Source organism: Pseudomonas silesiensis, from assembly GCF_001661075.1.
GTDB lineage: Bacteria > Pseudomonadota > Gammaproteobacteria > Pseudomonadales > Pseudomonadaceae > Aquipseudomonas > Aquipseudomonas silesiensis.
The window spans coordinates 3,854,463-3,879,815 of record NZ_CP014870.1 but is presented as its reverse complement, the minus strand read 5'-3'; the positions used below and the strand labels follow the sequence as shown (position 1 = coordinate 3,879,815).

The following is a 25,353-nucleotide window of genomic DNA, read 5'->3' as shown; positions in this document are numbered from 1 at the left end:
CCGGCAATCGCAAAACAATAAAAGCTCATCAATAACCAGGTGATTGAACATGCGCGTCAACAATATTCCGCTGATGGTCGTGCTGACGACGTTGTCGGCAGCCAGCTACGCCGATGAAGTCGTCAACATCTCGAACTGGAACGGCTACATCGCCGACGACAGCCTGACCACGTTCACCAGGGAAACCGGGATCAAGGCCACTTACGACATTCACGACAGCAATGAAGTGCTGGAGTCGAAGCTGATGACCGGCAACACCGGCTACGATGTGGTGAGCCCTTCGAACCATTTCCTGTCCCGGTTGATCAAGGCCGGGGCCGTGCAAAAGCTTGATAAAAACCAGCTGCCCAACTGGAAGAACCTCGACCCGGCACTGATGAAAAAACTCGAGGTCAATGATCCGGGCAACCAGTATGGCTATCCCTACATGTGGGGGACCGCGGGAATCGGCTACAACGTCGAGAAGATCAAGGCGATCTTCGGCAACACCGATGTCACCCGCTCCTGGAATCTGTTTTTCGATGAAAACAACATCAAGAAGTTGAGCCAGTGTGGCGTGGCGATTATCGACAATCCCACGCAGGTCCTGCCGATCACCCTCAATTACCTGGGCCTGCCACCCCACAGTCACGAACCCGCGGACTATAAAAAAGCCGAGCAGGCGTTGCTGAAAATCAGACCCTACGTGCAGTATTTCCACGCCTCCAAATACATCAGCGACCTGGCGAACGGCAACGTCTGCGCGGTGATCGGCTTCAATGGGGACGTGGTGCAGGCGGCGGCCAGCGCGAGGGAAGCCAACAACGGCATCGACATCGCCTATTCGATCCCTGACGAAGGATCGACCCTGTGGTTCGACATGGTGGTGATGCCCAAGAGCGCACCGCACGAGAAGAATGGCTACGCCTACATGAACTACCTGCTGACGCCGCAGGTCATTGCCAACATCAGCAACAGCGTGCACTACGCCAACCCCAACCTGGCGGCGGATCAGTATGTGGTTCCAGCCGTGAAGCAGGACCTGGCGATCTACCCGCCGGGCAGCGTGCTGGACAAGTTGTTTACCGTGGAGGAACTGCCTGCGGCCATCGCACGGTTGAGTACCCGGTTGTGGACCAGGCTGAAGACCAATACCTGACGATACAAGGTACTGAGTGAATTCGGCGACCCGGTTCTCGATCACTCGGTCAGAGCCGCCGGTGGTGAGTTGGCTCAGGTATACGCCAACAGTCGACCACAGAGGATCACGGTGACCCATAGCGCAATTGAAAACAGTGCCTGGATCTTTGCGATTCCAGGTGCCGCAACGGCGGTGTTCCATCGGTCGACAGAGCGGTAGACGCCGACGTGGAACAGGGCAGCATTAATGCCTGCCGCAGCGATCAGGCACAGCTTCAGGATGAAGACGCCGTTGGAGGCGAAATCATGGGGGTGAGCTGAAAACATCATCAGCCCGGCAGGCACGACCAACAGCAGGGCCGCAATCGACCAGGTCAGGAGGTGGCGCGCCAGGGCTGTCACCTCAATGTTTTTCGACAGCCCGAGCACCCGCAGATCGAACATCAGGACAGCGCCGAACAGCACCGAGAAACCGAGGATGTGAACCACCTCGACCATCGGATACAGCCACAGGTCGCCGCGCATGGCCGCCCCAAGCGCCGAGTCATTCAACCAGTCCAGCCAGCTGTCCGGCGCCGTTCCGACGCTGCTATCGACAGCCTGCATCAGCGCAGCTCCGTGGTCTTGGTGCCGATCGTGATGCGTTCTGCGCGCAATTCTTCAGGGTTGGTGCGATTCTGAAAGCCGACCACGGTGGCCGTGTTGCCCACACTCAGCATCTCCCGGGAAAGGCCGCGATTCTCCATGCGCGAGGGCGGTGCAAGGACGACGGTCCAGGTCTTGTCCGCTGTCTTGAGGCGCACGAAACCGTGGGGATGGGAGTAGCCGGACTCTTCTATCGTGCCGTTCAGTGTCAAGGATATGCTGGAGTCGTATTCACTCCAGCCGTGATGGGCGAACGCCGCCGTTGCCGTCAGTAAGAGCGACAATCCAATGCTGCCGAGCATGCCTTTCATAATACGTTTCCTGTTGCAGGTTATTGATCAACTTGACGCCTGACGCTCCAGGCCAGGGGTTCAGCGCAGACGGTTTTAGAATAACTCGGCATTGTTCAGCGCTGTACCGCGCCAGCAGGGATAAGTGTTTCTGGAAAATTAGAAGTTTGAATATCAATAAGTTGCCGGGCGGTAACTATCTCGCGCCGTTACAACAAGCAGGCGCTGGCTTGCCGGCTCCTACAACAGCCAGCCCGCGACGCCGCTTCCGATAACCACCAGCCAGGGCGGGAGTTTCCAGAACATCAGCGCCACCAGGGCAACCAGCGCCAGGCCAAAGTCCTGGGCCTGGACAATGGCGCTGGTCCAGACCGGCTGATACAGCGCGGCCAACAACAGGCCGACCACCGCCGCATTCACCCCGGCCAGTGCAGCCTGGGTGCGTAAACTGCGACGCAAGCTCTCCCAAAAGGGCAAGACGCCCATGATCAACAGAAAGGCCGGCGCGAAAATCGCCAGCAGGCAGATCACGCCGCCTGTCCAGCCCGAAGGCGCAAGGTTCATCGACGCGCCAAGGAACGCAGCGAACGTAAACAACGGTCCGGGCACCGCCTGGGCGGCACCATACCCGGCGAGGAAGGCATCGTTGCCGACCCAGCCGCTGGGCACTACCTCGGCTTGCAGCAGGGGCAGAACGACGTGCCCTCCGCCGAATACCAGCGATCCGGCCCGGTAGAAGGCGTCCACCATCGCCACGGTTTGATGGGGCAGCACCTGGGCCAGGAGTGGCAGGCCCACCAGCAATGCCAGGAACAGCGCCAGCCAGATGGCCCCGGTCCGGCGCCTGATCGTGATCGGCAGCGGATCGTGGCCGGCACTCTGCCCGGGCTTGAACAGCAGGAGGCCAGCCACTGCCGCGGCGGCGATCACGCTGACCTGGCCCCAGGCGGACGGTTCAAGCAAGGCGACGCACGCCGCGACCGCCATGAGGGTGACTCGCGGCACGTCCGTGCACAGGTTCCGCGCCATGCCCCACACCGCTTGCGCGACCACCGCGACGGCGACCACCTTGAGGCCATGCAGTGCCCCGGGGGAAATGGCCGTGCCATATCGGGACATGCCCAGTGCAAACAGGATCAGGGCAATCGCCGAAGGCAACGTAAAACCGGCCCAGGCCGCCAGCGCGCCGCCGTATCCCGCCCGGGACAACCCCAGCGCGATGCCGACCTGACTGCTCGCCGGGCCCGGCAGGAACTGGCAGAGGGCGACCAGGTCCGCGTAACTGCCTTCGCTCAGCCAGCGCCGACGTGTGACGAACTCATCGCGGAAGTAGCCCAGGTGCGCAATCGGGCCGCCGAACGAGGTCAGCCCGAGGCGCAGGAAGATCAGAAACACCGACCACGCACTGCTGCGGTCATCGGCACGAGTGTTGGCCATGTATTCGCCTTCCTGGTGAACGGGTCCGGTTCAATCGTCGAACGTCGATAGCAAGATTGGATGATTGTAAAAGGCGCTCCGTTTCGAAGCGACTCATCCTTATATGCCGTCGTCCCGAGCATGGCCTACGCTTATTCGCAGGCCAGGCTTCATTGAACAGAGACCGTGCCCTGATCGACGTTCAACCGGCGACTATAAAAACAATGCAATCGGGAGACAACTCATGTCCGCTTTGTTCCATCGATTCAATCGTTACCTTGCAGCCGGCATCACTGCCGCGGCCCTTGCAGCACCGGCTTTCGCGCTGGACACCGTCAAGTTCATGGCCCCGGGTTCGGTGGGTGGCGGTTATGACCAGACCGCACGGGTGCTCGGCAAAGCCCTGGTCGAGGCCAAAGCGGCGAAATCCACTACCTTCGAAAACAAGGGCGGAGCAGGAGGGACCCTGGGATTGGCGCAATTTGCCAACAGTACCAAAGGCGACCCGAATGCGCTGCTGGTCGTGGGCGCGATCATGGTGACGGCCATTGAACAGAACAAGCCGCAAATCACCTTGAAGGATGTGACGCCGATTGCCCGGCTGTTCACCGAATACAATGTGCTTGCGGTACGCAAGGAATCCGAATTCAAGACCCTGGAAGACTTGCTCAAGGCCTTCAAAGAGAAGCCGACCAGTATCTCCTGGGGCGGTGGTTCCAAGGGGTCCATCGATCACATCGGGATTGCCGAGCTGGCGGGCAAAATGGGGGTGCCGGTCAACAAGGTGAATTACGTCGCCTTCGCCGGTGGCGGTGAAGTCGTTGCCCAGGCCTTGGGCGGTCAGATCAAGGTGATCACCGGTGGTTATGCCGAACTTGGCCAATACATCAGGAACGGCCAGTTCCGTGTGCTGGCCATCGGCGCGCCCGAGCGTGTGGCCGGCATCGATGCACCGACGCTCAAGGAGAGTGGTTACGACGTGACAATCGGCAACTGGCGTGGGGTTTACGGCGCCGCAGGCCTCACGCCCGAGCAGCGCAAAGAAGTGACCGAGGCCGTCGTGGCCGCCAGCAACAGCAACGTCTGGAAAGAAAATATCGAAACCAACAAGTGGTCAGCCAACGTCCTGACCGGCGATGAGTTCGGCAAATTCGTCGACGACGAACACGTGCGGCTGCGGGCGATGCTGGTCGAGGTCGGGCTGGTGGCGAAATGACTCAGCCTCGCGGGATTGTACCGACGCAACTGGCGATTGGTCTCGGGGTGATTGCCATCAGCGCAGCGCTCGCGTTCGGCGCGTATCGGTTTCCCCCCGAGATGGGGTTCGTCATCCTCGGTGCGCACGTCTACCCCTTCGCTGTGGCGGCGTTCCTTGGCGCCGTGGGCTTGTTGCTGAGCTATCAAGCGGTCTCGGGCGGCTTTCGCGAACTGGCCGACGACACCGACGGGACGGCAGGCGTCGTACCCGACGGAAAAGCCGGTGCGGCCTGGGTCACGGCGGGGCTTCTGGGGGTGGCCTTGCTCATCAACTTCATCGGGTTCGTGTTGGCGGCCGCGTTGTTGTTTGCCTGTTCGGCACGGGGTTTCGGCAGCCGCCGTCCAGTGCGCGATCTCGCCATCGGCATGGCCCTGACGCTGCCGATTTACTGGTTGTTCAACGCCGGCCTGGGGGTTTCCCTGCCGCCCCTGGTCAACGCCTGGATTTGAACCGGGCCGAAGGAGATCGAAACGGTGGACATTCTCGCAAGCCTGGCGATGGGGTTTTCCTCGGCACTGACGCCGATCAATTTGATGTATGGGTTTATCGGCTGTCTGTTGGGCACTGCGATTGGTGTCCTGCCGGGGATCGGGCCGGCGCTGACGGTGGCCTTGCTGCTGCCGATCACCGCCAAGGTCGATCCTACCGGGGCCTTGATCATGTTTGCCGGTATCTATTACGGCGCTCAATTCGGCGGCTCGACCACCTCCATTTTGCTCAATACCCCGGGTGAGTCGTCGTCCATGGTCACGGCGCTGGAGGGCAATCTCATGGCGCGCAACGGTCGGGCGGGACCGGCCCTGGCCACGGCGGCGATCGGCTCATTCGTGGCGGGTACCATCGCGACGGTTCTGCTGACCCTGTTTGCGCCCATCGTGGCCAAACTCGCGCTCAACTTTGGTCCCGCAGAGTATTTCGCGATTCTGGTGCTGTCCTTCACGACCGTGTCTGCGGTATTGGGGGCGTCGATGCTGCGAGGTTTCGCGTCATTGGGGATCGGTCTGACCGTGGGCTTGATCGGCCTGGACTCGACGTCGGGTATAGCCCGCTACACCTTGGGGGTGCCCGAGCTGGTGGATGGCATCGAGGTGGTGCTCGTGGCGGTCGGGTTGTTTGCCGTGGGCGAGGCGCTGTACAGCCTGCTCTATCAAAAAGAGGAAGCTACCGGCCGGCACCGGTTGACCTCTTTGTGGATGACGCGCTCCGACTGGAAGCGCTCGGTGCCCGCCTGGCTGCGGGGCACGCTGATCGGTTTTCCCTTCGGTTCGATCCCGGCCGGTGGTGCCGAGATTCCGACCTTTCTGTCCTATTCGACCGAGCGCAAACTCAGCAAATACCCGAAGGAATTCGCCGCCAGCAAGGGCGAAGGCGCGATCGAAGGCGTCGCTGGCCCCGAAGCCGCCAACAACGCGAGTGCGACCGGTTCTCTGGTGCCGCTGCTGACGCTCGGCATTCCCACCTCCGCCACCGCGGCGATCCTGTTGGCCGCGTTCCAGAACTACAACCTGCAACCAGGGCCGATGCTCTTCGAAACCTCCGGGGACCTGGTCTGGACCCTAGTGGCCTCGCTCTACATCGGCAACGTCATCCTGCTGGTGTTGAACCTGCCGCTGGTGGGCCTCTGGGTCAAACTCCTGCAGATCCCCAGGCCATACCTGAACGCCGGCATTCTGGTGTTCGCCACCATCGGCGTGTACGGCATGCGCCACTCTTCCTTCGATCTGTTGCTGATGCTGGCGATCGGCTGGGGCGGGGTGCTGATGCGTCGCTTCGACTTCCCCGTCGCCCCGGTGATCGTCGGCATGCTGCTGGGGCCGATGGCCGAGAAACAACTGCGTAACGCCTTATCCATCAGCGAGGGGGACTGGACGGTGTTTCTGACGCAACCGATATCGGCGGCGTTCCTGGCGCTGACGTTGCTGGTGCTGCTGGTCCCTCATCTGCTGCATGCGCGGGGTATCAAGCTGCATGAGGATGATTGACGTTGCGCTGAAGTCTTCCCGTCAGGCCTTGACCCAGCGTTGTCGGCTCCAGCTGCTCAATGAATCGACGGCGAGCACCAGTATCAGCATGGCCAGTATCACCGTGCTGGCTTGAGCTTCCTGGAACAGGCTGAGGCTGACATAGAGCATTTGTCCCAAACCACCGGCGCCGACGAAACCGAGCACGCTGGCCATGCGGATATTGTTTTCCCAGCGGTACAGGATGTAGGCCAGCAGCTGTGGCAACAGGTTGGGCAGGGTGCCGTAACAGAACGCCCACACGGCATTGCCGCCCTGCAGGCGGATGGCGTCGGCGGGTTCCGGCGGGGTATTTTCCAGCGCTTCGGCGAACAACCGGCCGAGCACGCCGGTGGTGTGCAGGGCCAGTGCCAGGGTGCCAGCATTGGGCCCGAGGCCGGCGGCAAGCACCATCAACGCGGCCCACACCAGTTCCGGCACCGCGCGCAGGGCGTTGAGCACCAGGCGCGACGCACTCTGCAAGGGCCAGCCAAAGCGCCCGGCCGCGGGCAATGCCAATAGCAGACCGAAGACCGCCGCGAGCAGCGTGCCCAAGGCAGACATCGCAATGGTTTCCAGGGCGCCGTGACCGATGGCTTGCAGATGGCCCGCGCTCAGGTCCGGGCTGAGAAAACGCTGGGCATAAGCACCCATCCGGTTCAGGTTGCCGCTGCCGCCGAGCTCGCCGAGGTCGATGCTCAGGTAGATGAACGAAGCAACGACCGCTGCGCCGATGCACAGCAGCAGGACGAGGTTCAACAGGCGATTCATGTCAGCCTCCAGCGCAGCAGGCGGCTGAGTTGATCGGCGAGCAGCACCAGGACGAGGAACGTCAGCAACAGGCTGGCCACCTCACCGCCGGCGAACATGCGCAACGACAGGTCCATTTGCTGGCCCAGGCCGCCGGCCCCGACGAAACCCATCACCACCGAGGCGCGGATGGCGCATTCCCAGCGGTACACGGTGTACGACAGCAACTCCGCAGCGACATTGGGCAGGATCCCGTAGCTAAAGGCCGCCAGCCGACCGCTGCCGGACTGCAGCAGCGCGTGGGCCGGGCGTTGGTCGACCGATTCGAAAATCTCCGCATAGACCTTGCCCAACATGCCGCTGTAGGTAATGGCAATGGCCAGCACCCCGGCCGTCGGGCCCAGGCCGACGGCGCGCACGAACAGCAGGGCCCAGACGATTTCCGGCACGCTGCGCAGGAAGATCAGCAAGCCGCGCACCGGCCAGCGCAGCAGTTGGCCCCAGAAACCCGGGTGGCCGGCACGGGCGGCAGCGGACAGCGACAGGGCACGACTGGCCAGCAGGCTGGCGGGGATTGCCAACACCAACGCCAGCGCCATGCCGGCCGTGGCGATGGCCAGGGTTTGCAGGGTGGCTTGCAACAACAGCTCGATAAACGCCTCGTCATGGGCGGGCGGCCAGAAGGCTGAAACAAACTTGCCGATCTCGCTCTGGCTGTCACTGGCTACCAGTACGCCCAGGTCCAACTCGCTGAAGTGGATGCCCGGCCACAGCAGGACCAGCGCCAGCAGCGTGAGAAGCAGGCGGGGGCGGGTGGCGGGATCTCGGGTATCGCGGCTCAGCATCGGGGAATCTGCACAACCAAGGGCGCCGGTGGAACTGGCGACGACTGCAGCTGCTCATTGGCGTAGAGCTTGTCGAGCAGTTCGCGGTCAACGGCATCGGCGGGCAGGTCGAACAGGATCTGCCCATCACGCAAGCCGATGATCCGCGAAAAATGCGCCAGGGCCAGCTCCACCGCATGCAGGCTGGCGACCAGGGTGACGTTGTGTTCCCGGGCGTGGCGGCACAGCACCGACAGCGTGTGCTCGGCGAGCACCGGGTCCATGGCCGATACCGGCTCATCGGCCAGCAACACCTCGGGCGCTTGATACAACACTCGGGCGATGCCCACGCGCTGCAGCTGGCCACCGGACAGTTGCTGGCAATGCGCAAACAACTTGTCGCCCAGGTCCAGCCTGGCCAATGCCGCACGTGCGCCCGGTATATCCAGCGGATGCAGCAGGTTCAGCAGGCTCTTGCCAAGGCCCCACTGGCCCAGCTTGCCGGCCAGGACCGCGGTGACCACGCGCTGGCGCGGTGGCAGCGGGGGCGCTTGATGGATCAGCCCGATGCGTGCGCGCAGACGCTGGCGCTGCCGGGCAGACAGCTGCCAGGCCCGCTCGCCGAGTATCTGCAACTCGCCGCTGCCAGGGCGCAGGGCGGTGGCCAGCAGGTTGAGCAAGCTCGACTTGCCCGCCCCGGACGGGCCGATGATGGCGACCTGTTCCCGTGCCGAGATGTGCAGGTCCACGCCATGCAGCGCCCGGACGCCGTTGGCGTGGGTGAGGCTGACCTGGGTCAGGTGCAACGTCATTTGAGCAGGTCGGCGGCGCGTGCGGCTTCTTCGATGCCCTTGTAGTTGTCAGGGTTGGTTTCGATGAATCGGCTGGCGGCCTGCAGATCGAGGATTTCCTTGTCTTTCGGTTTCGCCGGGTCGAGCGCCAGGAAGGCGGCCTTGATCTTCGCCGCCAGCGCCGGGTCGAGGGTCCCGCGCACCGTCCAGTTGTAATCGAAGTAGGCCGGGGTGGTGGCAAACACTTTGACCTTGGAGGTGTCGACCTTGCCGGCGGCGACCAGCTTTTCCCAGACGCTGGCGTTCAGGACCCCGGCGTCCACCTTGCCTGCCTGGACCCAGGCGACGGTGGCGTCATGCGCGCCGGAGTAGCCCACGCGACTGAAATAAGTTTCCGGCTTGATGCCGTCCTTGAGCATGAAAAAGCGCGGCATGAGGCTGCCTGACGTGGAGGACACCGAGCCGAACGCAAAGGTCTTGCCCTTGAGGTCGGCCAGCGACTTGACGGCCGGGTCGGCCGTGATGAACTTGCTGGTGAATTGAGCATCCTGTTCGCGCTGTACCAGCGGTATGGCATTGCCGGTTTTCAGGCGGGCCTGCACGAACGTGAAGCCGCCCAGCCAGGCCATGTCGATCCGGTCGGTAGCGAGCGCCTCGACCACGGCGGGATAGTCGCTCACCGGTACGAACTCGACCTTCATGCCTAATTGCTGTTCCAGATAGGCGCCAAGCGGCTTGAACTTGCGCAACAGTTCGGTGGGCGCTTCATCGGGAATGGCGCTGACTTTCAGGGTGTCGGCGGCCTGGGCCAGCAGGGTGCAAAAAGACAGGGTCAAGCCGACGGCCAATGCCAGGGGGCGTTTGAACATGAAGATTCTCCGGTGCATTAACGCAAGAATGTCGAGGCGCCGGGCACAAGCTGCTTGCTGCTCGGCGCTTGGTGAGGGTAGACGAATTGGAGCGATAATGACCGCCTCGGGTCCATTTGCCATCCATCGTCAGGGGTGGCAATCAAACCGGGGCGGACCGGTCCTGCCCGGTCCGCAAGGCAGGTCAGCTTTGACAGAACCGGATCCGGTTACCGAAAGGGTCATGGACTTCCAGGACTTGGCCCCAGCCCTGCTGGACAATATCCGGACGTCCATAGCCATAGCGTTTGGCTAGCAATTCATCCCGCAGCCGTTCGATATTGTGCATGGGCACAAACACCGTGGACCCGGGGCTCGCATCGCCATGATGTTCAGACAGATGCAGTTGCAGGCCGTCGCGGCTGATCCCCAGGTACAGCGGTAGATCGGCTTCGAAGCGGTGCTCGAATTCGACGCTGAAACCCAGGAAATCCAGATAAAACTCCCGTGCCTTGATTTCGTCGAACATCCGCAATATCGGGATGGGTTTGTCGAACGTGATCGCGGGAGGGGGGCTTTCCTGGGGCAGCATTGCCGATGCGGTGTTCCAGTCCTTGTAACCCAGTTGCTGTGCAACCAGTTCAAGCGCGGTGGCGTGAGGCACCGCTTGATCGCGCGTCTCCAGCGAGGCACGCAGCCGCTTGGCCATCTGCTTGGCTTGTTCGATCGAAAACATCGTTACTCCTGTAGTCGAGGCATTCTGGTGCTCGCGTTGCCAAACCCCGACCGTCAAGAGATACGACATGATTGGGAAAAAACAGATGCTTTCACCTTTCCCGGCGGGAGCGAGCGGCGGGCAGCAGCGGCCCGGGCTGATGATACATAGGCGCTGGCGGGTGCGGAAGGTTTTCCTGGCAGTTCGTCACCGTCACGGAGGGCCTTGGTGAAGACATTCAATGGCCAGGGTACTGGCGAATCGAGAACAAAGCGTCTGTTGTCCTTTTGGCGATATCTACTGGCTTGTTGGCGTTAGCCGGTCAACTGCAGGCAGGTTACAGTCATCGTTACCTTCCTGGCGCCCGGATGATACTAATGACCCGCCCTCGCTTCTTGCCTGACAACTTCACCCTGACCTTGATCGGCGTGGTGGTGCTCGCCAGCATCCTGCCCGCCAGCGGTCAAATAGGCGTCGGCTTTGGCTGGCTGACCAACATCGCCATCGGCCTGCTGTTTTTCCTGCATGGCGCCAAGCTGTCGCGCGAGTCGATCATTGCCGGTGCAGGCCACTGGCGCCTGCATCTGCTGGTGTTCGGCCTGACTTTTGTCCTGTTCCCGCTGCTCGGCCTGGCGCTCAAACCCTTGATGTCACCCCTGGTCGGCAACGATCTATACATGGGCATGCTTTACCTTTGCGCACTTCCGGCCACCGTACAGTCGGCGATTGCGTTCACCTCCCTGGCCCGTGGCAACATTCCGGCGGCGATTTGCAGTGCGGCGGCGTCCAGCCTGTTCGGGATCTTTCTCACGCCGTTGCTGGTGACCTTGCTGTTGGATGTGCACGGCGAGGGCGGTTCGACCCTCGATGCGATTCTGAAAATCAGCGTGCAACTGTTGCTACCGTTCATTGCCGGACAGATCGCCCGGCGCTGGATCGGTGCATGGGTAGCGCGCAACAAGAACTGGCTAAAGTTCGTTGATCAGGGCTCGATCCTGCTGGTGGTCTACGGTGCGTTCAGCGCGGCGGTGGTCGAAGGCATCTGGTATCAGATTCCGCTCTGGGCGCTGGCCGGTCTGGTGGTGGTGTGCTGCATCCTGTTGGCGCTGGTGCTGCTGATCGCTACCGTGTCGGCCAAAGCCCTGGGCTTCAATCAGCAAGACCGCATCACCATCCTGTTCTGTGGTTCGAAGAAAAGCCTGGCGACCGGTGTGCCGATGGCCCAGGTGCTGTTCGCCGGCAGCACCCTGGGTGTGTTGATCCTGCCGCTGATGCTGTTCCATCAGATCCAGCTGATGGTGTGTGCGGTGTTGGCGCAGCGTTTTGCCAATCGCTCGGAAACGGTCGCCGAACTGATGGGCCAGGTTGATCCCTGATCGTCAGGACTAGAGCCACCCAAACCATCACCCGCGTTTGGGCAACTTCCAGTTTGGCCGGATGAAATGGCAGGTGTAGCCGTTGGGATAGTGTTCCAGATAGTCCTGATGCTCCGGCTCCGCTTGCCAGAACGGGCCGGCGGGCACGATCTCGGTGACCACCTTGTCGGGCCACAGACCGGAGGCATCGGCGTCGGCCACGGTGTCTTCGGCCACGCGCTGCTGTTCATCGTCGAGATAGAACAGGGCAGAGCGGTAGCTGGTTCCTATATCGTTGCCCTGGCGGTTCTTCGTCGTCGGGTCATGGATCTGGAAGAAAAACTCGAGGATCTGGCGATAGCTGATCTGCTGCGGATCGAACTCGATCTCGATCGCTTCGGCATGGGTGCCATGGTTGCGATAGGTGGCATTGTCGACATCACCGCCGGTGTAACCCACCCGCGTGGACACCACGCCGGGTTGGCGCCTGATCAGATCCTGCATGCCCCAGAAACAACCGCCAGCCAGAACGGCCTTTTCGGTTCGCGTCGTCATTTTTCGGTCCTTCCCATCAGTCAGTGTTGGCCATTGAACATGCTCGGCGGCATGCTCTTGCCAGGCCGTCGAGTATTTACCCAGGCCTGTGGGAGCGTCAATTTCATCCTTGGGGCCGGCCATAGTATTTTTGCTTCCAGCCGCCGTTTTTCATGAAGGAAATCGGTCTAAAAATCGGGTTTAACCCCCCGGGCTTCTTTGCTACTCTGAAGTTGTAGGTGAAAACGCAGACTGATGCGCAAAGCGGATAGCGAGGAAACGTGGGGCGCGTTCCGAAGGGTACACGGTTAGAAAGATCTCCGCGCTGAGATCCAGCCCTTATGCCGTGTGAAGCAGAAGCGCACAAAACGCTTCTGTCAGAGTCCTGATAAACCTTGTAAGCCAGAGACCAGCGCTGGCCGCCTACTCAACTTTCACTCACTAAGCCCGCCTTGTGCGGGCTTTTTCGTGGTTGCGCCCCAGGGGCAATGTTCAACGGTTTTCAGGTGTCGTCATGAAGAAGCTTCATATTTTGAAATGAAGAAGGGAACGCGTCTCAAATAACGCGTCCCCCTTCATCGATCGCCAATCAGAAACGGAAAGCCTGTCGACCAACCAGCAACCATTGGCCTTTCTGTTTCTGCCAGATCTGGAAGTTCTCGATTTCCGTTGGAATCACTTCGCTGCCCTTGAGGGCCTGGGCCGAGAAGTGGTGACGAACCAGCGCTACATCGCCGGACAGGGTGATGGTCTGATTTTGCATTTCCAGGGTCTTGAACGCGCTTTTGCCGGTTTCGATATCGGCGATGAATGCTTTCTTGTCCTGGATTTTTCCGCTGGAGTGCCCGTAGGTGAGGTTCTCGGCGGTCAGTGCTTGCAGTTCGGGAATGTTCTTTTTCAGCATGGCTTGCGTCAGGTGGTCGACGGCTCGCGCGACCTCGTTCTCGCCCGGGGACGGGGCTGCCGTTACGTAGCCAGTGAAGAGGCACAGAAAAACAATCAGCAATCTGGTTCGTTTCATGGGTGGTTCCTTGTTGTTGTGGTTGTCGGGAGCGACGGTCATTAAATGTGACTCATCAGTCATCGTACAACCTAGCACGAGTCGCGGAAAAAACGAACTTGCAGGGCGCGCTTTTCTCGAAGGTTAGGAAGCCCGTGATGGTGCCGGCCTTGAGAGAGGAACGCCTGAAATGAACAAATCGATCAGTGCCAGCGATCTCGGTATCCATCTGCAACATGCAGACGAAAGCGCCTTGTTCAAATGGTTTATCGCCAGCTTCCTGATGGGCAAGCGTATCCAGGCTGAAATCGCCGCCCAGGCCTACCGCGTGATCGTTGAAAAACACGGGCGTGATACCGCGCGCAAGCTGGGTGGCTGTACCCATCAGCAATTGGTTTCGATGCTGGGCGAAGCTCATTACGTGCGCTACGACGAGACCACCGCGACGCGCCTGTTGAACCTGTGTAAAAAACTCAGCGAGGAATACGCCGGCAAGATTGGCCAGATTCAGGCCGCCAGCGCCGATCGCCAAGCCTTCGAAAAGCGCTTGCTCGAGTTCGACGGGGTAGGGCCCAAGACCCTGGAGATTTTCATGCGCGATGCCGCGGCGGTGCTCTATTGAACCAGGTGAATCAAATCCCGTCGGTGTACGTCGGATGCGCCGGTTGGAGCCTGCCGCGAGAACACTGGCCGAAGTTTCCAGAGGACGGCACACATCTGCAGCGTTACGCCTCGCAACTCTCGGCCGTTGAAATCAACAGCTCTTTTTATCGCCCGCATCGGTCGCAGACCTATTGGCGCTGGGCGCAGTCGGTACCGGCGACGTTCCGGTTTTCGGTCAAAGTGCCCAAACTCATCACCCACGTTCAGCGCTTGCAGGGCTGCGAACTGTTGCTGGACGCGTTTTTGTCCGAGTGCACGGCGCTGGGTGATGCCTTGGGTTGCCTGCTGGTGCAGTTGCCACCATCGCTGGATTACGACGAAAGCGTTGCCGCAGGGTTTTTCTTGGCGCTGCGGCAACGTTATGCCGGGCCGGTGGTGCTTGAACCGCGGCATGAGAGCTGGCTGAACGCGCAAGCCCTGTTGGTCGAGTTGCGAATAGGGCAGGTCGCTGCCGACCCATCGCGCATCAGTGGGGGCGATACCCCGGGCGGGTGGTCGGGGATTCAATACTGGCGCTGGCACGGCTCGCCGCGCATTTATCACAGCGACTACGACCTGAGTCGATTGGAGGCGTTGGCGCGGCAGGTGCAAAACCCGATGCAGGCGGGCGCGACCCGCTGGTGCATCTTTGATAACACCGCCAGCGGGTTTGCGCTGGCCAACGCGCTGACCCTGCAAGCACTTCTAGGTCGCGAGGCCGGGCTGTGGCAAGCAGGGCATTAGGCCGGGGCGTGTGGACCCATCGCTGGCGAGCCAGGCTCCTGAAGGTGTTGTGTGCCTGTTGTTGGTTTTCCTGTGCGCGAGACGCGAAAAAACAGTCGATGACAACCGCATGTATTAAAACAAACGAGCGTATGGAAATAGCCCTCAATTAGCGCCCGGCACAGTCGATAACCCGTTCAGAGAAGTCCTGCGCGCAGGGCTTTATCCATCTGACTGGGGACCCACAACGTGTCGATAAAAATAAGATTGCTGTTGTTGATTGGCACGGGCCTGCTCACCGCCTTGATCATGAGCCTGGTCAGCTACCTGGGGAACACCCAGATGGCGCAGGCGGTGAACGACAATGAGGTCAGCATGACCGCGCTGCGCAATCACCTGGAAGCCGACATGATGCACGACGCGTTACGCGCCGACGTGCTCGCCGCGATGCTGGTCGGGTTGGGCAAAAGCACCAGCAGCGCCACCGAGGTGCGCAGTTCCATCGAGGAACATGCGGCACACTTTCGTGAAGTGCTCGGTGAAAACCTCAAGCTGCCGGTACACGCCACCCTCAAGGCCGGCCTGGACAAGGTCAAGCCGAGCCTGGATACCTACATCAACGCCGCCGAACGCATCGTCGGCCTGGCGCTGGCCAATCCCGATGCCGCACAAAAAGAACTGGGCAGCTTCAATGCTGCGTTCAGCCAGCTCGAAGACCAGATGGCCGCGCTCAGCGAGCTGATCGAAACCGACACCCAACAGACCAGCGCCGGTACCGCGCAAGCCATCAGCAACGCCAGGTTCGCCATTGGCGGCATGCTTATCGCCAGCCTGCTATTGCTGCTCCTCCAAGGCCGCTGGGTGATCCTGAGTATCATGGGGCCGTTGCACACCGCCAGCCGCATTGCCGACAGCATCGCCCATGGCAACTTGAGCGAACCTATTGTCGAGCCCACCCGCAACGACGAAGCCAGTGCGCTGATTCGTAGCCTGGCGACCATGCAACGCGACCTGCGCGGCATGATCGAGGCGGTTCGCAGCAACGCCCATGGTGTGAGCGGTATGAGCCAACAATTGAGCAACGGCTGTCACGAGGTCGCCGGCAGCAGCCAGCAGCAAAGCGCCGCGGCCAGCACCATGGCGGCGGCCGCCAGCGAGATGACCGCCAGCATCGAGGAAATCACCCGCCATGCCGAGCGGGCGCTGAACATGGCCAACCAGGCGGAGTCCCTGGCCAAGGACGGTGGGCGGGTGATCCATCAGGTGGTCAACGACATGGACGGCATCGCCCGTTCGGCGCAGCAATCGGCCCAGGTGATCCGCACGCTGGACAAGGAGTCCGAAGCGATCTTCAGCATCATCCAGGTGATCAAGGGCATTGCCGATCAAACCAACCTGCTGGCGCTGAACGCCGCCATCGAGGCCGCTCGCGCCGGCGAACAGGGCCGGGGTTTTGCCGTGGTGGCCGACGAAGTGCGCAGCCTGGCGGGACGTACCAGCGCCTCCACCCAGGAAATTGCCGCCATGGTCGCGCGAATCCAGCTCAGCACCCGTGAGGCGGTGACCAGCATGGAAGAGGGCGTGGCCCAGGTCGATAAAGGCATGGCAGTCACCGCCGAGGTCGAACGCGCCATCCGCGAAATCCTCGACGCTACGCTGAGTACCACGCAACTGGTCAACGACATCACCCGCACCATTGGTGAACAGAGCCTGGCCAGCAACGAAATCGCCCATCAAGTGGAAATGATCGCCGGTATGTCCGAGGGCAACAGCCAGGTCATCGGCCGCACGGCGTCGACCACCGATGAACTGTCCACCTTGGCGGGCAGGCTGTCGCAATCGGTGGATCGGTTTCGGCTTTGAGGTAGCGTCGCTGGAAGATCGCAGGCACCAACAGCGATGGCGTGGGGTCAGATCACACCGCACGCCACACGATCGCCGCCACCGCCCAAGGGTTTTGGCATGTCCGAATGATTATCGGCGCCGGCGTGGATCATCAGCGCGTGCCCTTTGATTTGCGAGAGCGTCTTGAGGCGCGGCGCCAGTACCGGATAGTTGGCGATGCCATCGGCTGTCACGTAGACCGCCGGCAGATCCCCCAGGTGCCCGTCGGCATATGGGCCCAGGTGCTTGCCGGTTTTCTGCGGGTCCAGATGTCCCCCGGCCGCCAGCGCGGCACCTTTGACCCCATCCTTCATGCCGGCTTCGCAGCTGCCGTTTTCGTGCACATGAAAACCGTGCATGCCCGCTGGCAGGGATTTGAGATTCGGCGTGAACAACAGGCCATAGGGCGTCTCGTTGACCGTTATCGTGCCGATGGCCTTTGGCACCCCCTCGGCGCTCACCAGATTCATGGGCACTTCCTGGGAAGCTGCGTGTGCCGTGCCGGTTGCCAGCGTAGCGATCAATCCAAACCACATGGAGCGTTTCATAGGCGATTCCTGAAAGGGGGGGTGAGGGTTTTTGCGAGGCGAACTCATAACCTGAGGGCATTAACTGCCGATGAAATGCAGTTTGACGATGCAGGGAGGTTTGCCAGCGTAAGAGTGAGAGTCGGGGGGGAATTCAGAAGTTTTACGGGATTGCGGGTGTATTTGTTACGAGAAGCTTTGAAGGGCGACCGGGGGAGGGGGAAGGGCTGCGACGCCTAGTGGTTTTTGTATTGTTTATGAGGGCCTCTTCGCGAGCAAGCTCGCTCCCACAGGGGGGGCTTGGGTGGACACGGAATTGTGAGCGCCCCGAGACCCCAATGTGGGAGCGAGCCTGTTCCGGGCGGCGTTCCGACGAAGGCGTCAGTCCTGACGAAGTACCTTCCTATAGATACTTATCCGTCACAGCGCCTTCCGAAGCACTGGACACGGTCTTCGCATACTTGGCCAACACCCCGCGCTTGTACTTCGATTCCGGCCGCACCCAGCGGGTCTTGCGCTCGGCCAGCTCGGCGTCGGACACATCGACCATGATCTGCCGGGTTTCAGCATCGATCGTGATCCTGTCGCCGTCTTCGATCAGCGCAATCGGCCCGCCTTCGAACGCTTCGGGGGTGATATGCCCCACCACGAAGCCGTGCGAACCACCGGAGAAACGGCCGTCGGTAATCAGCGCCACATCCTTGCCCAGGCCCTTGCCCATCACCGCCGATGTCGGCGAGAGCATTTCGCGCATGCCGGGTCCGCCCTTGGGGCCTTCGTAGCGGATCACGATCACGTCGCCGGCCTTGACTTCGCCGTTGAGAATGCCCGCCAGCGCGCCTTCCTCACCGTGATACACCCGAGCGGTGCCTTCAAAACGCAGGCCCTCCTTGCCGGTGATCTTGGCGACCGCGCCAGTGGGCGACAGGTTGCCGCGCAGCACTACCAGGTGCGAGTCCTTCTTCACCGGCTGGTCGAAGGGCAGGATCACGTCCTGGCCTTCGGGATAGTCAGGCACGTTTTCCAGGTTCTCCGCCAGGGTCTTGCCAGTGACCGTCAGCACATCGCCATGCAGCATGCCGGCAGCCAGCATGCGCTTCATCAACGGCTGGATGCCGCCGATGGCCACCAGTTCGCTCATCATGTACTTGCCGCTGGGGCGCAGGTCGGCCACTACCGGTGACACCTTGCCCAGCTCGACGAAATCATCCAGGGTCAGCTCCACATCCACCGCATGGGCCATGGCCAACAGGTGCAGCACCGCATTGGTCGAGCCGGCGAGGGCGATTACCACCCGAATCGCGTTTTCAAAGGCCTTGCGGGTCATGATGTCCCGGGGCTTGAGGTCCAGCTTGAGCAGCTCCATCACCTGCTGGCCGGCGCGGAAACTGTCCGAGGCCTTGTCGCTGCCCACCGCGTCCTGGGAGCTGGAACCGGGCAGGCTCATGCCCAGCGCCTCGATGGCCGAGGCCATGGTGTTGGCCGTGTACATACCGCCGCAGGAACCGGGTCCGGGAATCGCCACTTCCTCGATCTGCTTGACCTGGATCTCGTTGATATCGCCCCGGGCATTCTGGCCGACCGCTTCGAACACCGAAATGATGTCGGTGTGGCCGGCACCGGGGCGGATGGTGCCGCCATAGACGAAGATGGAAGGGCGATTGAGCCGCGCCATGCCGATCAGGCAGCCTGGCATGTTCTTGTCGCAGCCACCTACGGTCACCAGTCCGTCAAAGCCCTCGCAACCGGCGACGACTTCGATGGAATCGGCAATCACCTCCCGCGACACCAGGGAATATTTCATGCCCTCGGTGCCGTTGGCGATGCCGTCGGAAATGGTGATGGTGTTGAAGATCACGCCCTTGGCGCCGGCGGCATTCGCGCCTTTTTCCGCTTCGATCGCCAGCTTGTCGATGTGCATGTTGCACGGCGTGACCATCGCCCAGGTCGAGGCGATGCCGATCTGCGGCTTCTTGAAGTCCTCGTCGGTGAAGCCCACGGCGCGCAGCATGGAGCGCCCGGGTGCACGTTCCACACCGTCCACCACTTGAGAGGAGTATTTGCGCAAATCGACCTTATCGCTCATGACAGTTCCTCACCGGCTCAACAGAAAAATCAGCATCAGTATAGTGGCGTGCGGCGCCCGTGCCCGGACCATCGAACAGGGAACAGACGCGCGGGTTTGCCATGTCGTGATATTCTTCGCACTAACTTGCTTTGACCTATTCAGTTTGCGTGTCCTCCAGACGCGCCAACAGAATCACTGTCGCTCAAGAAGCTGAGGCCAATAATGATAAGAAGTCAGTTCAGCAGGGACATATAAACTGGGGTCGATGGATCACGTCGGCCTTGTGTGCCCACCCTCCAATCCTTGTGCGGGAACCCACGCCAGGCTGCCTGCCTGCCGTGAACCAGGGGCCTGATGCATGGGGATGGAAGGGCGGATGGCGTTTTATCATAGGTGCAACAGATGTTTAAAAAAATGAACACAGCCCTGCTGGGGCTCGCTTTGTCGATGGGGATCACGTCCGTTCAGGCGGAAGAGGCAAAGAAGGTCGACGTGCTGCTGATTGGCGGCGGGATCATGAGCGCGACCCTGGGTGTGTGGCTCAACGAGCTGGAACCCGGCACCTCGATGGAAATGATCGAGCGTCTCGACGGCGTCGCCCAGGAAAGCTCCAACGGCTGGAACAACGCCGGCACCGGTCACTCAGCCCTGGCCGAGCTGAACTACACCCCGGAAGACGACAAGGGCAACGTGCAGATCCCGAAAGCCGTTGAAATCAACGAAGCTTTCCAGATCTCCCGTCAGTTCTGGGCCTGGCAGGTCCAGCAAGGCGTGCTGAAAAACCCGCGTTCGTTCATCAACTCCACGCCGCACATGAGCTTTGTGTGGGGCGACGACAACATCAAGTTCCTGAAAAAGCGCTACGAAGCCCTGCAAGCGAGCCCGCTGTTCGCCGGCATGCAGTACTCCGAAGACCCGGCGGTGATCAAGAAGTGGGTGCCGCTGATGATGGAAGGGCGTGACCCGAACCAGAAAATCGCCGCCACCTGGTCCCCGATCGGTACCGACGTCAACTTCGGCGAAATCACCCGCCAGTTCGTTGCGCACCTGCAAACCACGCCGAAATTCGACCTGAAACTGTCCAGCGAAGTGCAGGACATCACCCGGAACGAAGACGGCAGCTGGCGCGTCAGCTACAAAAACCTCAAGGACGGCAAAAAATCCGAAACCGACGCCAAGTTCGTGTTCATCGGCGCCGGCGGCGGTGCCCTGCATCTGCTGCAGAAGTCCGGCATTCCTGAAGCCAAGGAATACGCAGGCTTCCCGGTAGGCGGCTCGTTCCTCGTCACCGAAAACCCGACCCTCGCCGAGCAACACCTGGCCAAGGCCTACGGCAAAGCCTCGGTTGGCGCACCGCCGATGTCGGTCCCGCACCTGGACACCCGTGTCCTGGACGGCAAGCGCGTCATCCTGTTTGGCCCATTCGCGACCTTCAGCACCAAGTTCCTCAAGGAAGGCTCGTACCTGGACCTGCTGAGCACCACCACCACCCACAACGTGTGGCCAATGACCAAGGTCGGCATCAAGGAATACCCGCTGGTCGAGTACCTCGCCGGCCAACTGATGCTGTCGGACGAAGACCGCCTCGACGCCCTGAAGGAATACTTCCCGAACGCCAAGGCCGAAGACTGGCGCCTGTGGCAAGCCGGCCAGCGCGTGCAGATCATCAAGCGTGACGAAGCCGCCGGTGGCGTGCTGAAGCTGGGCACCGAGATCGTCGCTTCGCAGGACGGCAGCATTGCCGGTCTGCTGGGTGCGTCGCCGGGCGCTTCGACGGCTGCGCCGATCATGCTGACTGTGCTGCAGAAGGTGTTCAAGGATAAGGTCGCTTCCCCGGCTTGGCAGGAGAAGTTGCATCAGATCGTGCCGAGTTATGGCACGCAGTTGAATGGTAGCCCTGAGAAGGTGGCTGAGGAGTGGGCTTATACCGCCAAGGTGTTGGAGCTGACTCCGCCGCCGGTGATTGGTCAGGCTGCAGTTCCTGCTGTGCCTGCTGTTCCTGCTGCCGCTGAACAGCCGAAGGCTGTGAAAGAGAATGCTGCTAGTGATATGGCTTTGTAAGTAGAAAAGCTGTTTGAAAGCCCGCTGAACCGGTGATGGTCAGCGGGCTTTTTTGTGGGTGTTAGTTTTTTTGATATTTGAAGCATCTGAATAGCAGTTGCCGGCCCATGCATAAATTTTCACATCTGGATGCGATGTAATAACAATAAAATACTGAATTCAGGTGTCAGGCTGTGCAAGTAAGATACTTCCTACAGATGTCGTGAAGTTTAGCGTGTGAAACTTCCTTTGTTCAAAAATGGCCCTTGAGATTTTTCCAGGTTTTATTGTTTTAAGAAAACCGTTTGATATAAGGTGAATGATTAGAAGTTTCCGCGCTGTTTGATACCAGGTTCATGTCTGTGGCCATCAGCTTCGCCAGTACTTCGTCCTTGTCAGGAAGACACAGAATGGCGCTTTGGAACATCGTGCCCACATGGTTTGAAATAGAAGATCGGATAACTCACAACATGGGCTATCAGGGAGGACACTCCCGTATTCACCTCAATGAATACAAGTCCTCCATAAGCCTGAGTATTCGGCGAATCCACGGCATCAGGACGGCGTTCACTCGAGCAGAGTGGGAGGCCGCCAATTCCTTGAGGCAACGCTTCCAAGACCTCGACATCGCCAGCGTCCTGAACGAACTGATCAGCGTCGTTAATCAAATGGCAATGATCGTTGCCGGCAGTGTCCTGGCAGGCGGCGCAATGGGTGCCGGCGTAGGCGCGTTTGCAGGAGGCGCGGGCGCCATCCCGTTGGGGATGGCTGGCGCTGCAATGGGCTTGCAAGTCAGCACCTGGATACTGGGAGCACTCGGCCTGGTTTCCGTTGCCGAGTTTTTCGTCGAGGGCGTGCCGCGCATTGGCGAGTACTACCTGGATGGCATCAACATCGCGTGGAGAGGGACACAGGGCGATGAGGGATTAAATCCCTACAGCCATGATGATCCTTTTGCCATAGACCGGGCCTCCCAGCACATCGCACGGGGACATGAGGAAGTCGTCATCCTCTTGCTGGGAGCAATCGTTGAGTACCTCATGCGAGGGCGAGGTAATGCCCACGTTCTTGCCAGTCAGATGCGAGCAAGCTCCAAAGGTGCGCGACTGGGGCAGTGGATGCTCAAGCATGAAGAAGCACTAAAAAAACATCCGGACCTGCAACAACCGAAACATCAAAAGGGCGCGCTCGCCCCACTGGAAGCGCCACTGCCCACACGTCGCCAACCAGAAAATCCTTCACCAAAAAAACCGTTGGGCATGGCGGAGCACAAGGTGCCATGCTTCAACGTAAGCAAGAAGCATACTGAGAAGATTCCGGAGTTTGATCGGCAGTTGGCGGGGCAGGAAAGAGGGTTGAATGATTTGAGCGTGGACGAGTTCTTGAGGGGACGGGAGGCGTTTACGACGAAGAACGTTTTGAGGGATCCGAAGATTGCTGCGGATGCTCGCAAAATGCTTAGTCTTGATATTGAAACCAAATTATTTGGCGATCTGGTGGCTGAGGGAGTAGCCCCAAAAAATGCAAGGATTTCAGCCAGAGAACTGACCTCTAAAAAAATGGAAACGCTGGCCGCTTTGCATAATCCCGATCTGTTTGCAGGAGGAAAGGATATTATCAGTGACTTTGGAGACCGACGAATCAACTCGAGCCTCGGGTCCCAATGGCCCAGTAGAATAAGTAGCCTGGATGCTGCTGCCAATGACGTGCCAGAAACATTGCGCAGCACGATAAAGGTTAATGCTAAACTTGAAAGATGCAAATAGGGGGTTGGCAGTGGACGAATATTTTGCACTTTTTGTTGAAGAATTTGGAACTCAAATTGAACGTCGAGAAGTTCCAGAGTCGACCATTGCTCGATATCGGCATAAACTTCCAGATCAATTACTTGAATACTGGATGGAGTATGGTTGGGGCGGATATACAGATGGTATTTTCTGGATTGTCAATCCTCAGGATTATGAGCCGCTGCTGAGCTACTGGTTAGCCGACACTGAGTTTTACGATCGAGACTGTTATCACGTAATCGCCCGCAGCGCTTTTGGTGTGCTTTACGTATGGGGAGAAACAAGCGGGTATTGCCTGACTATCTCATGCCCGATGGCACGCTATACCTTTCGCGACTCCAGATTCACCGGTTCGCAACTCGATTTTGGAGTGAAGGTTTTCTTCTCGGCCATGAATGCTGGATCCAACGATTTTGGAGAGATGTTCGTACCAGCAGTCAGAAAGCTCGGGAGACTCAAGCCTGATGAGATGTATGGACTCGTACCTGCTTTAGCGCTTGGTGGATCGATAGAACTGGATAATCTACGGAAAGTTAATACAGTCGAGCACCTCGAATTTTTATCTCAGTTGTCCCCACTTCGAGATTGGGGTTTTCCTGATATTTGATTGTGATACTGACTTGATCGCCTTTTCACTTAGCCAACTCAAAGATGTTCATGGCCGGCGCTAGTACTAGCATTGACCTAAGAGGCGGCGGATTTATTAAGGCGTTAGACGACGTCTAAAATAAATCTGCCAAGTTTTTTCTACGACCCCGTTTTTTCTGACCCGTTTTTTTTGAGGCTATTCGCAGCGCAACAAAAATGTGTGCAAACCTTAAAAGATGAAAATAGGGGGTTGGCTTTGGACGAAGATTATGCTTTTTTTATCAAACAGTTCGGCGCTCCAACCACACGCCAGGAAGTTTCGGAATCGAGCGTGGCTCGGTATGAAAACAAACTTCCCGGACAATTGATCGAGTATTGGAAAGAGTTTGGGTGGTGCGGATACGGGGACGGGTTGTTTTGGACGGTCAACCCTCAGGAGTACGAAGCCGTACTGGCGCAGTGGTTGGTTGATACAGAACTTTATCACCAAGATAACTACTATGTTATTGCACGTGGTGCATTTGGTGATCTTTATGTGTGGGGAGAAAAAAGCGGGTATTGCGTGACGATCGCTGCTTATATGGCACGTTTCTCCACCCGTGTCTCCATTTTTACAGGTGAGAAACTTGATTTTGGGGTGCGTGTGTTTTTTTCATCCATGGATCCCGATTATAACGACTTGGATCTTTTGTTTAAACCGGCTGTGGAGAAGTTAGGCGAACTTAAAGCTGACGAAATGTATGGGCTGGTGCCTGCTTTGGCTCTCGGTGGATCGATAGATTTAGAGCATGTTGAAAAGGTCAAAACGATAGAATACTTGGAGTTTTTGTCTCAACTGTCGCCACTTACCGACTGGGATTTTCCGAAAATTTGAAACATCATAGCTGCCGCAAAGTGATGGCACGAATGTCTCGGAGATTTCCTACAAGCCAATAGGCTTGCCTCTCGGAAGCCCCCTCGCTAATCTTCCGCCGTCGCTGCCAAGGCAGCGACCGGGTGTGGTAGCCCGTATTTCTCATAGGAACCCCATCCATCGGAGTTCCAGATGCTCAACGACAACGCTAAGCCATCCCATACAACCGAGTCGCCAAAATTCGATCCAGAGTCTCCATCTCGCAAGCCAGCCATGGCCGAGCGTCGTCCCAACCCCATCTTCACCATTGTCCCCACCGTAAATAGCGAGACGCTCCTGGTTCACGCCTGTGAAACCCTTGCTTCAGCCAGTGTCATGGCCAGTGAGTTGGCGTTTATCCTTGAAGGTCCGAAATGTAATCTGGCATTGGCGATTCAGCAGATGATTTCATTGGCGGAGTTGTCGGTGAATCGGGTGTTGGATCAGGTTGATCCGCAGGAGTAGGTGAGGTTCAAGACTGTATATACAGGGAGAAGAGTAAGGTCGATATGGATAGGTTGGCTGCCAGGACGCCTTCGCTGGCAAGCCAGCTCCTACAGTTGGATTGCGTGCGGACTGGAGAGCCAGGCCAGCCATCAGGACGCCATCGCGGGCAAGCCACGCTCCCACAGGGGCCGGGTGCGGCAGCGATGTTTA

At 59.4% G+C, this 25,353-nt stretch carries 25 protein-coding genes and 1 pseudogene; 14 read left to right on the top strand and 12 right to left on the bottom strand.

Annotated elements, in window-relative coordinates; all coding sequences use genetic code 11:
• Positions 1–49 precede the first annotated feature (49 nt).
• A complete protein-coding gene (locus PMA3_RS17195) occupies positions 50–1,138 on the top strand; it encodes a polyamine ABC transporter substrate-binding protein (RefSeq protein ID WP_064678295.1) in 1,089 nt (362 codons plus the stop codon).
• 74 nt (positions 1,139–1,212) lie between these two features.
• On the opposite strand, the gene PMA3_RS17190 is transcribed toward PMA3_RS17195, so the two are convergent.
• From PMA3_RS17190 to chrA, 3 genes are all read right to left on the bottom strand, one after another.
• The gene (locus PMA3_RS17190) at positions 1,213–1,725 is read right to left on the bottom strand and encodes a DUF6644 family protein (RefSeq protein ID WP_064678294.1); all 513 of its coding nucleotides are present in this window, start codon (positions 1,723–1,725) and stop codon (positions 1,213–1,215) included.
• On the bottom strand, positions 1,725–2,075 hold the full coding sequence (locus PMA3_RS17185) for a DUF6152 family protein (protein ID WP_064678293.1): 351 nt from the start codon (positions 2,073–2,075) through the stop codon (positions 1,725–1,727). Before PMA3_RS17185 ends, PMA3_RS17190 begins: the two co-directional genes overlap by 1 nt.
• A gap of 219 nt (positions 2,076–2,294) precedes the next feature.
• Positions 2,295–3,491 (bottom strand): chromate efflux transporter, encoded by a 1,197-nt coding sequence (gene chrA, locus PMA3_RS17180; RefSeq protein WP_064678292.1) that lies wholly within the window; start codon positions 3,489–3,491, stop codon positions 2,295–2,297.
• A gap of 223 nt (positions 3,492–3,714) precedes the next feature.
• Between chrA and PMA3_RS17175 the strand changes: the two genes are divergently transcribed.
• Genes PMA3_RS17175 through PMA3_RS17165 form a run of 3 tightly spaced genes read left to right on the top strand, consistent with a single transcriptional unit; the run spans position 3,715 to position 6,710 of the window.
• On the top strand, positions 3,715–4,686 hold the full coding sequence (locus PMA3_RS17175; protein ID WP_064678291.1) for a tripartite tricarboxylate transporter substrate binding protein: 972 nt from the start codon (positions 3,715–3,717) through the stop codon (positions 4,684–4,686).
• Positions 4,683–5,177, top strand: a complete 495-nt coding sequence (locus tag PMA3_RS17170; RefSeq protein WP_064678290.1) for a tripartite tricarboxylate transporter TctB family protein — start codon at positions 4,683–4,685, stop codon at positions 5,175–5,177. Before PMA3_RS17175 ends, PMA3_RS17170 begins: the two co-directional genes overlap by 4 nt.
• 24 nt (positions 5,178–5,201) lie before the next feature.
• The gene (locus tag PMA3_RS17165; RefSeq protein WP_064678289.1) at positions 5,202–6,710 is read left to right on the top strand and encodes a tripartite tricarboxylate transporter permease; all 1,509 of its coding nucleotides are present in this window, start codon (positions 5,202–5,204) and stop codon (positions 6,708–6,710) included.
• Between the two features lie 21 nt (positions 6,711–6,731).
• Here the strand turns inward: PMA3_RS17165 and phnE are convergent, their stop codons facing one another.
• From phnE to PMA3_RS17140, 5 genes are all read right to left on the bottom strand, one after another.
• Positions 6,732–7,499, bottom strand: a complete 768-nt coding sequence (gene phnE, locus PMA3_RS17160; RefSeq protein ID WP_064678288.1) for a phosphonate ABC transporter, permease protein PhnE — start codon at positions 7,497–7,499, stop codon at positions 6,732–6,734.
• Entirely contained in the window at positions 7,496–8,323 is an 828-nt protein-coding gene (locus PMA3_RS17155; protein WP_064678287.1) for a PhnE/PtxC family ABC transporter permease, read from the bottom strand. Before PMA3_RS17155 ends, phnE begins: the two co-directional genes overlap by 4 nt.
• A complete protein-coding gene (locus PMA3_RS17150) occupies positions 8,317–9,114 on the bottom strand; it encodes a phosphonate ABC transporter ATP-binding protein (protein ID WP_064678286.1) in 798 nt (265 codons plus the stop codon). The genes PMA3_RS17155 and PMA3_RS17150 overlap by 7 nt, the downstream gene beginning before the upstream one ends.
• Positions 9,111–9,962 carry a putative selenate ABC transporter substrate-binding protein gene (locus tag PMA3_RS17145; RefSeq protein WP_064678285.1) on the bottom strand — a complete coding sequence of 284 codons (852 nt, stop codon included), beginning with the start codon at positions 9,960–9,962 and terminating at the stop codon, positions 9,111–9,113. Before PMA3_RS17145 ends, PMA3_RS17150 begins: the two co-directional genes overlap by 4 nt.
• Positions 9,963–10,146: 184 nt before the next feature.
• Positions 10,147–10,677: a glyoxalase superfamily protein gene (locus PMA3_RS17140; RefSeq protein WP_064678284.1), complete on the bottom strand. Its 531-nt coding sequence runs from the start codon at positions 10,675–10,677 to the stop codon at positions 10,147–10,149.
• Positions 10,678–11,033: 356 nt separating this feature from the next.
• Here PMA3_RS17140 and PMA3_RS17135 point away from each other — a divergent pair, with 356 nt between their 5' ends.
• Positions 11,034–12,032, top strand: a complete 999-nt coding sequence (locus PMA3_RS17135; protein WP_064678283.1) for a bile acid:sodium symporter family protein — start codon at positions 11,034–11,036, stop codon at positions 12,030–12,032.
• A gap of 27 nt (positions 12,033–12,059) precedes the next feature.
• Here PMA3_RS17135 and msrA read toward each other — a convergent pair whose 3' ends face one another.
• On the bottom strand, positions 12,060–12,566 hold the full coding sequence (gene msrA / locus PMA3_RS17130; RefSeq protein ID WP_064680733.1) for a peptide-methionine (S)-S-oxide reductase MsrA: 507 nt from the start codon (positions 12,564–12,566) through the stop codon (positions 12,060–12,062).
• Positions 12,567–13,134: 568 nt separating this feature from the next.
• Positions 13,135–13,566 carry a nuclear transport factor 2 family protein gene (locus PMA3_RS17125; protein WP_064680732.1) on the bottom strand — a complete coding sequence of 144 codons (432 nt, stop codon included), beginning with the start codon at positions 13,564–13,566 and terminating at the stop codon, positions 13,135–13,137.
• Between the two features lie 169 nt (positions 13,567–13,735).
• Between PMA3_RS17125 and PMA3_RS17120 the strand changes: the two genes are divergently transcribed.
• The 4 genes and pseudogenes from PMA3_RS17120 to PMA3_RS33645 all read left to right on the top strand — a co-directional run bounded on the left by PMA3_RS17120 (position 13,736) and on the right by PMA3_RS33645 (position 16,773).
• On the top strand, positions 13,736–14,167 hold the full coding sequence (locus tag PMA3_RS17120; RefSeq protein WP_064678282.1) for an HhH-GDP family DNA glycosylase: 432 nt from the start codon (positions 13,736–13,738) through the stop codon (positions 14,165–14,167).
• Positions 14,164–14,931 (top strand): DUF72 domain-containing protein, encoded by a 768-nt coding sequence (locus PMA3_RS17115; RefSeq protein ID WP_420848513.1) that lies wholly within the window; start codon positions 14,164–14,166, stop codon positions 14,929–14,931. Before PMA3_RS17120 ends, PMA3_RS17115 begins: the two co-directional genes overlap by 4 nt.
• A gap of 228 nt (positions 14,932–15,159) precedes the next feature.
• Positions 15,160–15,915, top strand: a pseudogene (locus PMA3_RS33650) (MCP four helix bundle domain-containing protein); the annotation flags it as partial.
• Positions 15,910–16,773: a methyl-accepting chemotaxis protein gene (locus PMA3_RS33645; protein WP_420848698.1), complete on the top strand. Its 864-nt coding sequence runs from the start codon at positions 15,910–15,912 to the stop codon at positions 16,771–16,773. The pseudogene PMA3_RS33650 and the gene PMA3_RS33645, both read left to right, overlap by 6 nt.
• A gap of 47 nt (positions 16,774–16,820) precedes the next feature.
• Here the strand turns inward: PMA3_RS33645 and sodC are convergent, their stop codons facing one another.
• The gene (sodC, locus tag PMA3_RS17105) at positions 16,821–17,342 is read right to left on the bottom strand and encodes a superoxide dismutase family protein (RefSeq protein ID WP_064678280.1); all 522 of its coding nucleotides are present in this window, start codon (positions 17,340–17,342) and stop codon (positions 16,821–16,823) included.
• A gap of 382 nt (positions 17,343–17,724) precedes the next feature.
• On the bottom strand, positions 17,725–19,407 hold the full coding sequence (ilvD, locus tag PMA3_RS17100) for a dihydroxy-acid dehydratase (RefSeq protein WP_064678279.1): 1,683 nt from the start codon (positions 19,405–19,407) through the stop codon (positions 17,725–17,727).
• A 384-nt stretch (positions 19,408–19,791) separates the two neighbouring features.
• On the opposite strand from ilvD, the gene mqo reads away from it, so the two are divergent.
• From mqo to PMA3_RS17075, 5 genes are all read left to right on the top strand, one after another.
• A complete protein-coding gene (gene mqo / locus PMA3_RS17095) occupies positions 19,792–21,450 on the top strand; it encodes a malate dehydrogenase (quinone) (RefSeq protein ID WP_064678278.1) in 1,659 nt (552 codons plus the stop codon).
• 389 nt (positions 21,451–21,839) lie between these two features.
• A complete protein-coding gene (locus tag PMA3_RS17090; RefSeq protein ID WP_064678277.1) occupies positions 21,840–23,195 on the top strand; it encodes a DUF6861 domain-containing protein in 1,356 nt (451 codons plus the stop codon).
• Positions 23,196–23,205: 10 nt separating this feature from the next.
• On the top strand, positions 23,206–23,823 hold the full coding sequence (locus PMA3_RS30880; protein ID WP_082930480.1) for a GAD-like domain-containing protein: 618 nt from the start codon (positions 23,206–23,208) through the stop codon (positions 23,821–23,823).
• A 237-nt stretch (positions 23,824–24,060) separates the two neighbouring features.
• Positions 24,061–24,678, top strand: a complete 618-nt coding sequence (locus PMA3_RS17080; protein WP_064680730.1) for a GAD-like domain-containing protein — start codon at positions 24,061–24,063, stop codon at positions 24,676–24,678.
• Between the two features lie 171 nt (positions 24,679–24,849).
• The gene (locus tag PMA3_RS17075) at positions 24,850–25,161 is read left to right on the top strand and encodes a DUF6124 family protein (protein ID WP_064678275.1); all 312 of its coding nucleotides are present in this window, start codon (positions 24,850–24,852) and stop codon (positions 25,159–25,161) included.
• Positions 25,162–25,353: the final 192 nt, after the last annotated feature.